Origin of the sequence: Streptomyces rishiriensis (assembly GCF_030815485.1) — a bacterium.
GTDB classification, from domain to species: domain Bacteria; phylum Actinomycetota; class Actinomycetes; order Streptomycetales; family Streptomycetaceae; genus Streptomyces; species Streptomyces rishiriensis_A.
This window is the reverse complement of sequence record NZ_JAUSWV010000002.1, coordinates 3855597-3869464: the sequence shown is the minus strand read 5'-3', so window position 1 is coordinate 3869464 and position 13868 is coordinate 3855597. Positions and strand designations below refer to the sequence as shown.

General features: G+C 73.0%; 11 protein-coding genes. 9 read left to right on the top strand and 2 right to left on the bottom strand.

Annotation, left to right across the window (positions count from 1 at the left end):
- The first annotated feature begins 193 nt into the window (after positions 1 to 193).
- From QF030_RS19580 to QF030_RS19545, 8 genes are all read left to right on the top strand, one after another.
- Entirely contained in the window at positions 194 to 988 is a 795-nt protein-coding gene (locus QF030_RS19580) for a TIGR03084 family metal-binding protein (protein ID WP_307163968.1), read from the top strand.
- Positions 985 to 2673, top strand: a complete 1689-nt coding sequence (locus QF030_RS19575; RefSeq protein ID WP_307163967.1) for an acyclic terpene utilization AtuA family protein — start codon at positions 985 to 987, stop codon at positions 2671 to 2673. The genes QF030_RS19580 and QF030_RS19575 overlap by 4 nt, the downstream gene beginning before the upstream one ends.
- Positions 2670 to 4277 carry an acyl-CoA carboxylase subunit beta gene (locus QF030_RS19570; protein ID WP_307163966.1) on the top strand — a complete coding sequence of 536 codons (1608 nt, stop codon included), beginning with the start codon at positions 2670 to 2672 and terminating at the stop codon, positions 4275 to 4277. The genes QF030_RS19575 and QF030_RS19570 overlap by 4 nt, the downstream gene beginning before the upstream one ends.
- Positions 4278 to 4282: 5 nt before the next feature.
- The gene (locus QF030_RS19565; protein ID WP_307163965.1) at positions 4283 to 6133 is read left to right on the top strand and encodes an acetyl/propionyl/methylcrotonyl-CoA carboxylase subunit alpha; all 1851 of its coding nucleotides are present in this window, start codon (positions 4283 to 4285) and stop codon (positions 6131 to 6133) included.
- A gap of 153 nt (positions 6134 to 6286) precedes the next feature.
- Entirely contained in the window at positions 6287 to 7480 is a 1194-nt protein-coding gene (locus QF030_RS19560) for an acyl-CoA dehydrogenase family protein (protein ID WP_307163964.1), read from the top strand.
- 42 nt (positions 7481 to 7522) lie between these two features.
- Positions 7523 to 9091 (top strand): 4-coumarate--CoA ligase family protein, encoded by a 1569-nt coding sequence (locus QF030_RS19555; protein WP_307163963.1) that lies wholly within the window; start codon positions 7523 to 7525, stop codon positions 9089 to 9091.
- On the top strand, positions 9088 to 9834 hold the full coding sequence (locus QF030_RS19550) for an enoyl-CoA hydratase family protein (protein ID WP_307163962.1): 747 nt from the start codon (positions 9088 to 9090) through the stop codon (positions 9832 to 9834). The genes QF030_RS19555 and QF030_RS19550 overlap by 4 nt, the downstream gene beginning before the upstream one ends.
- Complete coding sequence (locus tag QF030_RS19545; protein WP_307163961.1) at positions 9822 to 10511, top strand: TetR/AcrR family transcriptional regulator; 690 nt, start codon at positions 9822 to 9824, stop codon at positions 10509 to 10511. The genes QF030_RS19550 and QF030_RS19545 overlap by 13 nt, the downstream gene beginning before the upstream one ends.
- Positions 10512 to 10541: 30 nt before the next feature.
- Here the strand turns inward: QF030_RS19545 and pdxH are convergent, their stop codons facing one another.
- On the bottom strand, positions 10542 to 11240 hold the full coding sequence (gene pdxH / locus QF030_RS19540; protein WP_307163960.1) for a pyridoxamine 5'-phosphate oxidase: 699 nt from the start codon (positions 11238 to 11240) through the stop codon (positions 10542 to 10544).
- Positions 11241 to 11683: 443 nt separating this feature from the next.
- Between pdxH and QF030_RS19535 the strand changes: the two genes are divergently transcribed.
- The gene (locus QF030_RS19535; RefSeq protein WP_307163959.1) at positions 11684 to 12784 is read left to right on the top strand and encodes a citrate synthase 2; all 1101 of its coding nucleotides are present in this window, start codon (positions 11684 to 11686) and stop codon (positions 12782 to 12784) included.
- A gap of 27 nt (positions 12785 to 12811) precedes the next feature.
- On the opposite strand, the gene QF030_RS19530 is transcribed toward QF030_RS19535, so the two are convergent.
- Positions 12812 to 13828: an isopenicillin N synthase family dioxygenase gene (locus QF030_RS19530; RefSeq protein WP_307163958.1), complete on the bottom strand. Its 1017-nt coding sequence runs from the start codon at positions 13826 to 13828 to the stop codon at positions 12812 to 12814.
- Positions 13829 to 13868: the final 40 nt, after the last annotated feature.

Here is a 13868-nt window from a genome sequence, read left to right as displayed (position 1 = left end):
GCGTCCCGCACATGGGGTCTGCACAGCCCCCGCACATGGGGTCTGCACAGCTCCCCGCCGTGGGTCTGCGTGGGCCCCGCACATGGGTCTGCCCGTGACCCGTACGGGGCCCGCAAACGGACCCGTGCGGGTCTCGGGGAAATTCATGCAAGCATGCTTGATTGTTTCTTGTCCCGCTGCCATGCTCCACCCCATGGCCGACCCGACGCCCGTGCTCGACGACCTCCGTGCCGAAAGCGACGAACTCGACCGGCTGGTCGCCGGGTTGAGTCCCGAGCGATGGACGCTGCCGACCCCCGCCCCCGGCTGGACCGTCGCCCACCAGATCGCGCACCTCGCCTGGACCGACCGCTCCTCCGTGCTGGCGGTGACCGATCAGGGCGCGTTCGCCCGCGAGGTCGAGAAGGCGCTCGCCGCGCCCGGGGACTTCGTCGACAACGGTGCGCGGGAGGGGGCCGCCAAGCCGCCCGGGCAGTTGCTCGCGGACTGGCGGGCCGGGCGCGAAGCCCTGGCGGACGCCCTGCGAAAGGCGCCGTCGGGAGCGCGCTTCCCCTGGTACGGCCCGCCCATGTCGGCCGCCTCCATGGCCACCGCCCGGCTCATGGAGACCTGGGCCCACGGCCGGGACGTGGCGGACGCGCTGGGCGAGGAGCCCGTACCCACCGACCGGCTCCGGCACATCGTCCGCCTCGGCGTCCGCACCCGGGACTTCGCCTTCGGCGTGCACGGTATGCCCACGCCGTTCGCGGAGTTCCGCGTGGAACTCCGCGGCCCGTCCGGCGATACGTGGACGTACGGCCCCGAGGACGCCACGGACCGCGTGACCGGCACCGCCCTCGACTTCTGCCTCCTGGTCACCCAGCGCGCCCACCCGACCGACCTCGCCCTGCGCGCCGAGGGCCCCGACGCCGACCGCTGGCTGGACATCGCCCAGGCCTTCGCGGGCCCGCCCGGCGGCGGCCGCGCGCCGAAGGGAGCCGTCCGGTGACGGTCCTGCGGATAGGCAACGCGTCCGGCTTCTACGGCGACCGCTTCGACGCCCTGCGCGACATGCTCACCGGCGGCGAACTCGACGTCGTCACCGGTGACTACCTCGCCGAGCTGACCATGCTGATCCTCGGCCGGGACCGGCTGAAGAACCCCGCCGGCGGATACGCCCGCACGTTCCTCCGGCAGCTGGAGGAGTCCCTCGGCCTCGCCCACGACCGTGGCGTACGCGTCGTCACCAACGCCGGAGGCCTCAATCCGGCCGGACTCGCCGACGCGGTGCGGCAGTTGGCGGAACGGCTGGGCGTCCCGGTGCGTGTCGCGCACGTCGAGGGCGACGACCTCGGCGCCCGGTATCCGGGCAGCCTCACGGCGCACGCCTATCTCGGCGGCTCCGGCATCGCCGCGTGTCTGCGCGAGGGCGCGGAGGTCGTGGTCACCGGGCGGGTCACCGACGCGGCCCTGGTCACCGGCCCCGCCGCCGCCCACTTCGGCTGGGGGCCCGGGGAGTACGACCGCCTCGCGGGCGCCGTCGTCGCCGGACACGTCCTGGAGTGCGGGACGCAGGTCACCGGCGGCAACTACGCCTTCTTCGCCGAGGGCGGCCGTGACCTGCGACGGCCCGGCTTCCCGCTCGCCGAGCTCCACGAGGACGGCAGCTGCGTCATCACCAAGCACCCCGGCACCGGCGGCTTCGTCGACGTCGACACGGTGACCGCCCAGCTGCTGTACGAGACGACGGGCGCCCGGTACGCCGGGCCCGACGTCACCGCCCGCCTGGACACCGTACGGCTCACCCAGGACGGCCCCGACCGGGTACGGATCCACGGCGTACGCGGGGAAGCCCCGCCCCCGGCCCTCAAGGTCGGCCGCACCCGCCTCGGCGGCTTCCGCAACGAGGTCGTCTTCGTCCTCACCGGCCTGGACATCGAGGCCAAGGCCGCTCTCGTGCGGGAGCAGATGGCCCAGGCTCTCCTCAAGTCCCGCCCTGCGGAGGCGCGTTGGGAGCTGGTCCGGACCGACCGGGCCGACGCCGACACCGAGGAGACCGCGAGCGCACTGCTGCGGCTCGTCGTCCGCGATCCCGAACAGGACTCCGTGGGACGGGCGTTGAGCGGCGCGGCCGTGGAGCTGGCGCTGGCGGGCTATCCCGGCTTCCATCTGCTCGCGCCGCCCGGGAAGGGCGCCCCCTACGGGGTGTTCGAGGCGGCGTACGTGCCGCAGGAGGACGTCGAGCACATCGCCGTCCTCGATGACGGCCGCCGCCTGCCCGTAGCCGCACCCCCGGCCGTCGGCACCCGCGTACTCGAGGAGGTCCCGGAACCGGACCTGCCGGATCCGCCACCCCCCGGCCCCGTACGGCGGGCGCCCCTCGGGCTGGTGGCCGGCGCCCGCAGCGGTGACAAGGGCGGCGACGCCAACGTGGGCGTGTGGGCCCGGACGGACGAGGCCTGGCGCTGGCTCGTGCACGAACTGACGACCGACAGGTTCCGGCAGCTGATCCCCGAGAGCCGCGAGCTGACCGTCACCCGTCACACCCTGCCCCGGCTGCGTGCCCTGAACTTCGTCGTCGAGGGCCTTCTCGGCGCCGGCGTCGCCGCCCAGCACCGCTTCGACCCGCAGGCCAAGGCGCTCGGCGAATGGCTGCGCTCCCGACACCTGGACATCCCGGAGGCCCTCCTGTGACGGCTCTGACGTCCGCCCTGGACACCCAGGGCCCCGACTACCGCGCGCACCGCGAGGCCATGCTCGCCAAGCTCGCCGACCTCGAGACCGAGCACGCGAAGGCGCTGGCGGGGGGAGGGGAGAAGTACGTCGCCAGGCACCGTGCGCGCGGCAAGCTCCTCGCCCGGGAGCGCATCGAGCTGCTCCTCGACCCCGACACGCCGTTCCTGGAGCTGTCGCCGCTGGCCGCCTGGGGCAGCGCCTCCCCCGAGTACACCGTGGGCGCCTCCCTCGTCACCGGCATCGGGGTCGTCGAGGGCGTGGAGTGCCTCATCACCGCCAACGACCCGACGGTGCGCGGGGGTGCCAGCAACCCCTGGTCCCTGAAGAAGGCACTGCGCGCCAACGACATCGCCCTCGCCAACCGGCTGCCCTGCATCAGCCTGGTGGAGTCGGGCGGCGCCGACCTGCCGTCGCAGAAGGAGATCTTCATCCCGGGCGGGGCCGTCTTCCGCGACCTGACCCGGCTCTCCGCCGCCGGGATCCCGACCATTGCCGTCGTCTTCGGGAACTCGACCGCGGGTGGCGCGTACATCCCCGGCATGTCCGACCACGCGATCATGGTCAAGGAGCGCGCGAAGGTGTTCCTGGGCGGTCCGCCCCTGGTGAAGATGGCGACCGGCGAGGAGAGCGACGACGAGTCGCTGGGCGGCGCCGAGATGCACGCGCGCGTGTCCGGCCTCGCCGACCACTTCGCCGTCGACGAGCGGGACGCGCTGCGGCAGGCGCGCCGCGTGGTGGCACGCCTCAACCACCGCAAGGCGTACCGGGATCCGGGTCCGGCCGTCCCTCCCAAGTATGACGAGGACGAACTCCTGGGCATCGTCCCCGGCGATCTGCGGACCCCCTTCGACCCGCGCGAGGTGATCGCCCGGCTCGTCGACGCCTCCGACTTCGACGAGTTCAAGCCCCTCTACGGAACGAGCCTCGTCACCGGCTGGGCGACCCTGCACGGCTATCCGGTCGGCATCCTGGCCAACGCCCAGGGCGTGCTCTTCAGCGCGGAGTCCCAGAAGGCCGCCCAGTTCATCCAGCTCGCCAACCAGCGCGACATCCCGCTCCTCTTCCTGCACAACACCACCGGCTACATGGTCGGCAGGGAGTACGAACAGGGCGGCATCATCAAGCACGGCGCGATGATGATCAACGCCGTCGCCAACTCGAAGGTCCCGCACCTGTCCGTCCTCATGGGCGCCTCGTACGGGGCGGGCCACTACGGCATGTGCGGGCGCGCCTACGACCCCCGGTTCCTCTTCGCCTGGCCGAGCGCCAAGTCGGCGGTGATGGGCCCGCAGCAGCTCGCCGGGGTCCTGTCGATCGTCGCCCGGCAGTCGGCTGCCGCGAAGGGTCACCCGTACGACGACGACGCGGACGCCGCCCTGCGCGCCATGGTGGAGCAGCAGATCGAGTCCGAGTCGCTGCCCATGTTCCTGTCCGGGCGGCTGTACGACGACGGTGTCATCGACCCGCGCGACACCCGCACCGTTCTCGGCCTGTGCCTGTCGGCCGTCCACACCGCGCCCTTCGAGGGTGCGCGGGGCGGCTTCGGCGTCTTCCGGATGTGAGGCTCATGATTACTTCCGTTCTGGTGGCTAATCGCGGCGAGATCGCCTGCCGCGTCTTCCGGACCTGCCGCGAGGCGGGCATCCGCACCGTCGCCGTGCACTCGGACGCCGACGCCGACGCCCTCCACGCGCGCGTGGCCGACGCGGCCGTACGGCTGCCGGGCAGCACGCCCGCGGACACCTACCTGCGCGCCGACCTCGTGGTGAAGGCCGCGGTGAGCGCGGGCGCGGACGCCGTGCACCCGGGCTACGGCTTCCTCTCCGAGAACGCCGACTTCGCGCGCGCCGTCCTGGACGCCGGCCTCGTCTGGATCGGGCCGCCGCCCGAGGCGATCGAGGCGATGGCGTCCAAGACCCGCGCCAAGCAGCTCATGGGGCTCGCCCCGCTCGCCTCCGACGAGGTGACGGAGGCAGATCTGCCGGTGCTGGTGAAGGCGGCCGCGGGCGGTGGCGGACGCGGTATGCGCGTCGTACGCCGCCTGGCGGAGCTGGACGCAGCGCTGGCGGGCGCCCGGGCCGAGGCCGCGAGCGCGTTCGGCGACGGCGAGGTGTTCGTCGAGCCGTACATCGAGAACGGCCGCCACGTCGAGGTGCAGATCCTCGCCGACACACACGGCACGGTGTGGGCGCTCGGTACCCGCGACTGCTCCCTCCAGCGGCGTCACCAGAAGGTGATCGAGGAGGCGCCGGCGCCGGGCCTGTCCGAGCGGTCGGCGGAGGAACTGCGCGCGCTGGCCGTGCGCGCCGCGCGGGCCGTCTCGTACGTCGGCGCCGGCACCGTCGAGTTCCTGGTCGCCGGCGGCCGTGCGCACTTCCTGGAGATGAACACCCGCCTCCAGGTCGAACACCCCGTCACGGAGGCGGTCTTCGGCCTCGACCTGGTGGCCGAGCAGATCCGGGTCGCGGAGGGCGCCGCCCTGGACCCCGAGCCCCCACGCGCGCGCGGTCACGCCGTCGAGGCGCGTCTGTACGCCGAGGACCCGGCGAACAACTGGACCCCGCAGACCGGCACCCTGCACCGTCTGACCGTCCCCGAGGACGTCCGCCTGGACACCGGCTTCGGCGACGGCGACGACATCGGCGTCCACTACGACCCCATGCTCGCCAAGGTCGTCGCCCACGCCCCCACGCGCGCGGAGGCGATCCGCAAGCTCGCGGGAGCCCTGGAACGCACGGTCCTGCACGGCCCGGTGACCAACCGCGACCTGCTGGTCCGTTCCCTGCGCCACGCCGAGTTCACCTCCGCCCGTATGGACACCGGCTTCTACGACCGGCATCTCGGCGACCTCACCGTCCCGGCCCCCGACCCGTACGCCCCGCTGGCCGCCGCGCTCGCGGACGCGCGCACCCGCTCGCCGTCGGGCGGCTGGCGCAACCTGCCCTCCCAGCCGCAGTCGAAGCGGTACACGGTGGCGGGCGAGGAGACGGAGGTCCGCTACCACCACACCCGGACCGGCCTCACGGCCGAGGGCGTGCAGGTGGTGCACGCCGACCCGGGCCTGGTCGTCCTGGAGATCGACGGCGTACGGCGGCGCTTCGAGGTCGCCCGCTACGGCGACCGCGTCCACGTCAACGGCACCGCCCTCACGGCGCTGCCGCGCTTCCCCGACCCGCAGGCCCAGCACGCCCCCGGTTCCCTGCTCGCGCCGATGCCCGGCACGGTCGTCAAGCTCGCGGACGGTCTCATCACCGGATCGAGTGTCCGAGCCGGTGAACCGCTGCTGTGGCTCGAAGCGATGAAGATGCAGCACGTCATCTCGGCCCCGGTGGAGGGCACGGTGACGGCCCTGCCGGTGACGACAGGACAGCAGGTGCGGGTCGGCACCCTGCTGGCGGTAGTGCAGGAGACGCAGTAGACGCCGGAGACGCGAGACGCAGGAGACGCAGGAGACGCAGGAGACGCAAAAACGCAGGAGATGCAGGAGACCTAAGGGCGTGGGGCGCCAGATCATGCGGCTACGCCGCGTGGGCGCGACCGGCCACGACGAACCCGCACGCGAAGGAGCCCCATGACCACCCTCATCGAATCCGACGAGCACAAGGCACTCCGCAAGGCAGTCTCGGCCTTCGCCAAGAGCCACGCCCACGACACCGGCTCCGGAGCCGATACCGGCTCCGAAGCCGACTCCGGCGCCGGTTCCGGCTCCGCTCGGACCGGCCTCTGGCGGGAGGCCGCCGAACTCGGCTACATCGGCGTCAACCTGCCGGAGGAGTACGGCGGTGGAGGCGGCGGCATCACCGAGCTCTCCCTGGTCCTCGAAGAGCTCGGCGCCGCGGGAGCCCCGCTGCTGATGATGATCGTCTCCCCGGCGATCTGCGGCACGGTCATCGCCCGCTTCGGCACCGAGGCCCAGAAGCGGGAGTGGCTGCCGGCCCTGGCCGACGGCAGCCGTCTCATGGCCTTCGGCATCACCGAACCCGACGCCGGCTCCAACAGCCACCGCATCACCACCACCGCCCGCCGGGACCCCGCGAGCGGCGACTGGCTGCTGACCGGCCGTAAGGTCTTCGTCTCCGGCGTGGACATCGCCGACGCCACGCTGATCGTCGGCCGCACCGAGGACGCCCGCACCGGCAGCCTCAAGCCCTGCCTGTTCATCGTCCCGCGCGACGCCGAAGGCTTCTCCCGCCGCCGGATCGACATGGAACTGACCAGCGTGGAGAAGCAGTTCGAGCTCGTCCTGGACGAGGTGCGGCTCCCGGCGGAGGCGCTCGTCGGCGACGAGGACGCGGGTCTTCTCCAGCTCTTCGCCGGACTCAACCCCGAGCGCATCATGACGGCCGCCTTCGCGATCGGCATGGGCCGCCACGCGCTCTCCAAGGCGATCGAGTACGCGCGCGACCGTACCGTCTGGAAGAGCCCGATCGGCGCCCACCAGGCCATCGCACACCCCCTCGCGCAGGCCCACATCGACCTCGAGCTGGCCCGCCTGATGATGCAGAAGGCGGCCCATCTGTACGACGCGGGGGACGACGTCGGCGCCGGAGAGGCCGCCAACATGGCCAAGTACGCGGCCGGGGAGGCCTGCGTGAAAGCGGTCGACCAGTCCGTGCACACCCTCGGCGGCAACGGCCTCACGCGCGAGTTCGGCCTCGCCAAACTGATAACCGCCTCCCGGGTGGCCCGGATCGCCCCGGTGAGCCGGGAGATGATTCTCAACTACGTCTCCCACCAGACCCTGGGTCTGCCCAAGTCGTACTGACCGCAGCCGGCAACCGTCGTGTCCGGCGCGCGAGGAGGAACCATGTTCCGCAGCGAGTTCGCAGACGTCCCGCCCGTAGACCTCCCCATCCACGACGCCGTGCTGGGCCGTGCCGCCGAGTTCGGCGAACTGCCGGCGCTCGTCGACGGCACGGACGGCACCACGCTCACGTACGAGCAGGTGGACCGGTTCCACCGGCGGGTCGCCGCCGCGCTCGCCGAGGCCGGGGTCCGCAAGGGCGACGTACTGGCCCTGCACAGCCCCAACACCGTCGCCTTCCCGCTCGCCTTCTACGCGGCCACGCGCGCGGGCGCCACGGTCACCACCGTGCACCCGCTCGCCACCGCGGAGGAGTTCGCCAAGCAGCTCGGCGACTGTGCCGCCCGCTGGATCGTCACCGTCTCCCCGCTGCTCCGGACAGCACGGCGGGCGGCCGAACTCGCGGGCGGCGTCAAGGAGATCTTCGTCTGCGACACCGCCGCCGGGCACCGCTCGCTCGTCGACATGCTCGCCTCGGCGGCCCCCGAACCGCAGGTGGACATCGACCCGGTGGAGGACGTGGCGGCCCTGCCGTACTCCTCCGGTACCACCGGTGTCCCCAAGGGCGTGATGCTCACCCACCGGCAGATCGCCACCAACCTCGCCCAGCTGCGGTCGGCGATGTCCGCCGGCCCCGGCGACCGCATCCTCGCCGTGCTGCCCTTCTTCCACATCTACGGCCTGACCGCCCTGATGAACGCGCCCCTGCGGCAGGGTGCCACCGTCGTGGTGCTGCCCCGCTTCGACCTGGACACCTTCCTCGCGGCCATCCAGAACCACCGCATCACCGGCCTGTACGTGGCCCCGCCGATCGTCCTCGCCCTCGCCAAGCACCCGGCGGTCGCCCGGTACGACCTGTCGTCCCTGCGGTACGTCGTCAGCGCGGCCGCACCCCTGGACGCCGGCCTCGCCGCCGCCTGCGCCGAGCGCCTGAACCTGCCACCGGTCGGCCAGGCGTACGGCATGACGGAACTGTCCCCGGGCACCCATGTCGTCCCGCTCGACGCCATGCGGGACGCCCCCGCGGGCACCGTCGGCAAGCTCATCGCCGGCACCGAGATGCGGATCGTCTCCCTCGACGACCCCGACAAGGACCTCGAAGCCGGCGCGGCCGGCGAGATCCTCATCCGGGGGCCGCAGATCATGAAGGGTTACCTGGGGCGTCCCGACGCGACCGCCGACATGATCGACGACGCCGGCTGGCTGCACACCGGCGACGTGGGGCGGGTCGACGCGGACGGCTGGCTGTTCGTCGTCGACCGGGTCAAGGAACTGATCAAGTACAAGGGCTTCCAGGTGGCGCCCGCCGAACTCGAGGCGCTCCTGCTCACCCACCCCGGCATAGCGGACGCGGCCGTCATCGGCGTCTACGACGACGACAACAACGAGGTGCCGCACGCGTACGTGGTCCGCCAGCCCACGTCACCCGGTCTGTCCGAAGGAGAGATCGCGATGTACGTCGCCGAACGGGTCGCCCCCTACAAGCGCGTCCGCCGGGTCACCTTCATCGACGCCGTGCCCCGCGCCGCCTCCGGGAAGATCCTGCGCCGCCGACTGAGGGAGGATGCATGACGACCGCCCTGGTCGGACGGAACCGTGTCCGAGGAGTCGAGACCCTCAGCCTCGACTCGCCCGCCACCCGCAACGCCCTCTCGCGCGCCCTCGTGAGCGAACTGGCGGACGCGCTCGGGGCCTGCGAGAAGGACGACGACGTACGCGCCGTCGTCCTCACCCACACCGGCAACACCTTCAGCGCGGGCGCCGACCTGAAGGACCCCCCGCCACCGCACGCGGTGCCAGCGCTGCTCCGGCGGATCCTCGAGCTGCGCAAGCCCGTGGTGGCCCGGGTCGCCGGGCATGTGCGCGCGGGCGGTCTGGGCGTGCTCGGCGCCTGCGACCTCGCGTTCGCCTCCGGGACGGCGACCTTCGCGTTCACGGAGGTGCGCATCGGGGTCGCGCCCGCCGTCATCTCACTGCCGCTGCTGCCTCGCGTCGACCCGCGCGCCCTCTCCCGCTACTGCCTCACCGGCGAGACCTTCGGAGCGGCCGAGGCCGCCCGGATCGGCCTCGTCACCCAGTCGGCAGGCGACGGCGACCTGGACGAGGTGCTCGCACCCGTCCTCGACGGCCTGCGCCGGGCCGCGCCCACGGCCCTGGCCAGGACGAAGGAGCTGCTCACGGCTAAGGTGCTGGAGGCCTTCGTCGAGGACGCGGGCGAGATGACCAGGCTCTCGGCCTCGTTGTTCGCCGGCCCCGACGCCCGCGAGGGACTGACGGCCTTCCTCGAACGACGGGATCCTCCATGGGTGTTGTGACCACGGACGACCGCACCCCGGACGACCGCGGGCCGGGCGGTGACCGCGGGCCGGGCGGTGACCGCGGGCCGGGCGACCGTGTGCCGGGCGACCGTGTGCCCAAGCAGGACCGCAGCCGGGCCACCCGGCAGCGGCTCCTGGCGGCTGCCGTGGCCTGCCTCGCCGAACGCGGCTGGGCGGGCTCCACGGTCACCGTCGTCGCCGAACGCGCGGGTGTCTCCCGGGGCGCGGCCCAGCACCACTTCCCCACCCGCGAGGACCTGTTCACCGCGGCGGTCGAGTACGTCGCCGAGGAACGCTCGGACGCGTTGCGCGCCCTGTTCCCGCAGGGCGCGACGGGCGACCGGCGGATGGTCGTCACCGCCCTGGTGGACCTCTACACCGGCCCTCTCTTCCGCGCCGCCCTGCACCTGTGGGTGGCCGCGTCCGACGAGGAGCAGCTGCGCCCGCGCGTGACCGAGCTGGAGGCCCGCGTGGGCCGCGAGAGCCACCGCATAGCCGTCGAGCTCCTGGGCGCCGACGAGTCCGCGCCCGGCGTCCGTGAGACCGTCCAGGGCCTGCTGGACATGGCCCGCGGCCTCGGCCTCGCCAACCTGCTCACCGACGACGCGGGGCGCCGCGAGCGAGTGGTGACGCAGTGGGCGCGGCTCCTGGACGACGCCCTCGGCAAGATCTGAGCGCCCGAGGGGACGGTCCCGACGATCCCGTCAGGGGCTGAGCCGCTCCACCCGCCAGCTTCCGTCGGCCCGCGCCACGTAGCGCAGCCGGTCGTGCAGCCGGTTCAGGCGGCCCTGCCAGAACTCCACCGACTCCGGAGCCACCCGGAAACCGCCCCAGTGCGGCGGCACCGGCACCCGCTCGCCCTCCGGGTAGCGGGCCGCCAGCTCGGCGTAGGAGGCGTCGAGATCGGCGCGGCCGGCGATCACCGAGGACTGGGCGCTGGCCCAGGCGCCGAGCTGGGAGCCGTGCGGCCGGGTCCGGAAGTAGGCGGCGGTCTCGTCCCGCCCGGTGCGCCGCGCCACGCCCCGCACGATGACCTGCCGGGCCATCGGATGCCAGGGGAAGAGCAGCGAGACGTACGGGTTCTCGGCGAGGTCGCGGGCCTTGCGGGAGTCGTAGTTGGTGTAGAAGACGAAGCCCTGCTCGTCGAAGTGCTTCAGCAGCACCGTGCGCGAGCCGGGCCGGCCCTCGGCGTCCGCGGTGGAGACGACCATGGCGTTCGGCTCGAAGAGATGGGCCTCGACGGCGGCGTCCTTGAACCAGCGGGCGAACTGCTCCACGGGCGTGGCGGCCAGCCCTGCCTCGGAGAACCCCTCGGCCCGGTACTGCTTGCGCATGGCGGCGGGATCGGGGACGGGGCCGGGGGAGACGGCGTCTTCGTCGGTCACGTGGTCATCTTGCCGCATGGCCCGCCGCCGCAGACCGACCCACCAGAGGTGGCACTGAGTGCCGCGAACACTCCCCAACGGTGGCACTCGGAGATATGGTGCAGAGGCGCCCGTAGCCGCCGGCCCGCCCCGGTGGGGTGCCGGTCGGGTGATCGACGGCCGCACGGGGCATCAGTGGAGTACCGCCCAGGACCGCGAGTCCTCGCACCCCAGGTGCACAGGACCGCGGAACCGCCGGCGCAGCCCGTCGCACGTCCGCCGTCCCCCCACAACCGCAACCGCCGCAAGCCGCCGCACAGCACGGAACCACCCGCCCGTCGCGCCCCGTCGCACCCGTCCCGTCCCCCACCCTGCGGTCGCCCCGTCCGTCCGACCCGCCTGTTCGACCCGTCCGTTCGTCCCGTCCGTTCCACCCCTTCCGTCCCGCACATCCCGTCGCACACATCACGAGGAGCCGCCCGATGTCCGACTTCGTACCCGGACTCGAAGGAGTCGTCGCGTTCGAGACGGAGATCGCCGAACCCGACAAGGAGGGCGGCGCCCTGCGGTACCGGGGCGTCGACATCGAGGACCTGGTCGGCCACGTCTCCTTCGGGAACGTCTGGGGCCTGCTCGTCGACGGCGCCTTCAATCCCGGACTGCCGCCCGCCGAGCCGTTCCCGATCCCCGTCCACTCCGGCGACATCCGCGTCGACGTGCAGTCCGCGCTCGCCATGCTCGCGCCCGTCTGGGGCCTCAAGCCCCTCCTCGACATCGATGCCGAGCAGGCCCGCGCGGACCTCGCCCGCGCCGCCGTCATGGCCCTCTCCTACGTCGCCCAGTCCGCGCGCGGACAGGGCCGGCCGATGGTCCCGCAGCGGGAGATCGACAAGGCGCAGTCCGTCGTCGAGCGGTTCATGATCCGCTGGCGCGGCGAGCCGGACCCCAAGCACGTGGCCGCGGTCGACGCCTACTGGACGTCGGCCGCCGAACACGGCATGAACGCGTCCACGTTCACGGCACGCGTGATCGCCTCCACGGGCGCGGACGTCGCCGCCGCCCTGTCCGGCGCCGTGGGCGCCATGTCGGGCCCGCTGCACGGCGGCGCCCCCTCCCGCGTCCTCGGCATGATCGAGGAGATCGAGCGGACCGGGGACGCGGACGCGTACGTCAAACAGGCCCTCGACAAGGGTGAGCGGCTCATGGGCTTCGGTCACCGCGTCTACCGCGCCGAGGACCCACGCGCGCGTGTGCTGCGCCGTACGGCCCGCGAGCTGGGCGCGCCCCGCTTCGAGATCGCCGAAGCCCTGGAGAAGGCGGCCCTCGCGGAACTGCACGCCCGGCGCCCGGACCGGGTCCTGGCGACGAACGTCGAGTTCTGGGCGGCCATCATCCTGGACTTCGCCGAGGTCCCGGCGCACATGTTCACCTCGATGTTCACCTGCGCCCGTACGGCGGGCTGGTCGGCGCACATCCTGGAGCAGAAGCGCACCGGCCGCCTGGTCCGGCCCTCCGCCCGCTACATCGGCCCGGGCTCCCGCAGCCCTCGGGAGATCGAGGGCTACGGGGCCATCAGCGGCTAGGGCGGGCCCGGCCGACGGAGCACGGCGTCACGCGGGGCTGAGCAGCTCCGCGTGGTGCCGTTCGGCCACCAGCGGGTGGGCCCGCAGCTTGCCCTTCAGCTCGTTGAAGCCGTACTCGGCGAAGAGCGGGTTGGCCGGGTCGTCGGTCACACCGGGCGCGGTGGAGGCGTGCGGGAAGGGCAGCGGCTCGACGCGGGCGTCCAGACGCGGGTTGTAGAAGAAGGGCACGGAGAACCGCTCGACGGCACTCGGCGGAGACACGACCCGGTGGTTGGTGGCCACGAGATACCCGTTGGTCGCCACCTCCAGCAGCTCACCCAGGTTGACCACGAAGGCGCCCGGCAGCGGCGGGACGTCGTGGAACAGCCCGTCCGCGCGCTGCACCTGGAGCCCGCCGACCCGGTCCTGGAGCAGCAGCGTCAGGAATCCGTAGTCCTTGTGCGCCCCGACGCCCTGACCGGCGCCGTCCCCCGCGCTTCCCGGATACCTCACGAGCTTCAGATGCGGATGCGCCCGCTCCCCGAAAGCCCGGTCGTAGAAGTCGACGGGCGCGCCGATCGAGGCGAGCAGCTCGTGCAGCAGCTTCTCGGCGACGGCGCTCAGCCGCTCGATCCAGGCGAGCGCGGCCTCGCGCAGCGCGGGCAGCCCGGCCGGCCACTGATTGGGCCCCTCCAGCCACCAGTAGGCGGGCTCCCCGGGGCCGGGGACGCGGGCGGGCCGCTCGGCCCCTATGTCGAGCTGGTCCCGCCAGTCCTGCCGTCCGCCGGTCCGCTCGTCACCGGTCCGCGTGTAGCCGCGGAAGTGCGGCGAGTTCACGTTGTCGATGGCGAGCCGCTCGGCCTCGGGCAGCGCGAAGAAGGCGCGCATGGCGGACAGCAGCTCGCCCGTCTCCCGCTCACCGACCCCGTGCCCGACCAGTTGGAAGAACCCCACGTCGTGCGCGGCGCCGTGCAGCTGCGCGTGCAGCAGCGCCCGCGCCCGGGGACCGCGGTCGGCGGCGGAGAGATCGATGATCGGCAGTTGCTGGTACGACGGATTCGTCATGGTTCGTCCGCAGGTGTACGGGGGCCCGGCCGCCGCCGTG

Coding starts and splice junctions, on each gene's coding strand:
- QF030_RS19550 (WP_307163962.1), top strand. CDS start 9,088: ATGACGACCGCCCTGGTCGGACGGAACCGTGTCCGAGGAGTCGAGACC.
- QF030_RS19545 (WP_307163961.1), top strand. CDS start 9,822: ATGGGTGTTGTGACCACGGACGACCGCACCCCGGACGACCGCGGGCCG.
- QF030_RS19535 (WP_307163959.1), top strand. CDS start 11,684: ATGTCCGACTTCGTACCCGGACTCGAAGGAGTCGTCGCGTTCGAGACG.
- QF030_RS19555 (WP_307163963.1), top strand. CDS start 7,523: ATGTTCCGCAGCGAGTTCGCAGACGTCCCGCCCGTAGACCTCCCCATC.
- QF030_RS19560 (WP_307163964.1), top strand. CDS start 6,287: ATGACCACCCTCATCGAATCCGACGAGCACAAGGCACTCCGCAAGGCA.
- QF030_RS19565 (WP_307163965.1), top strand. CDS start 4,283: ATGATTACTTCCGTTCTGGTGGCTAATCGCGGCGAGATCGCCTGCCGC.
- QF030_RS19530 (WP_307163958.1), bottom strand. CDS start 13,828: ATGACGAATCCGTCGTACCAGCAACTGCCGATCATCGATCTCTCCGCC.
- QF030_RS19580 (WP_307163968.1), top strand. CDS start 194: ATGGCCGACCCGACGCCCGTGCTCGACGACCTCCGTGCCGAAAGCGAC.
- pdxH (WP_307163960.1), bottom strand. CDS start 11,240: ATGCGGCAAGATGACCACGTGACCGACGAAGACGCCGTCTCCCCCGGC.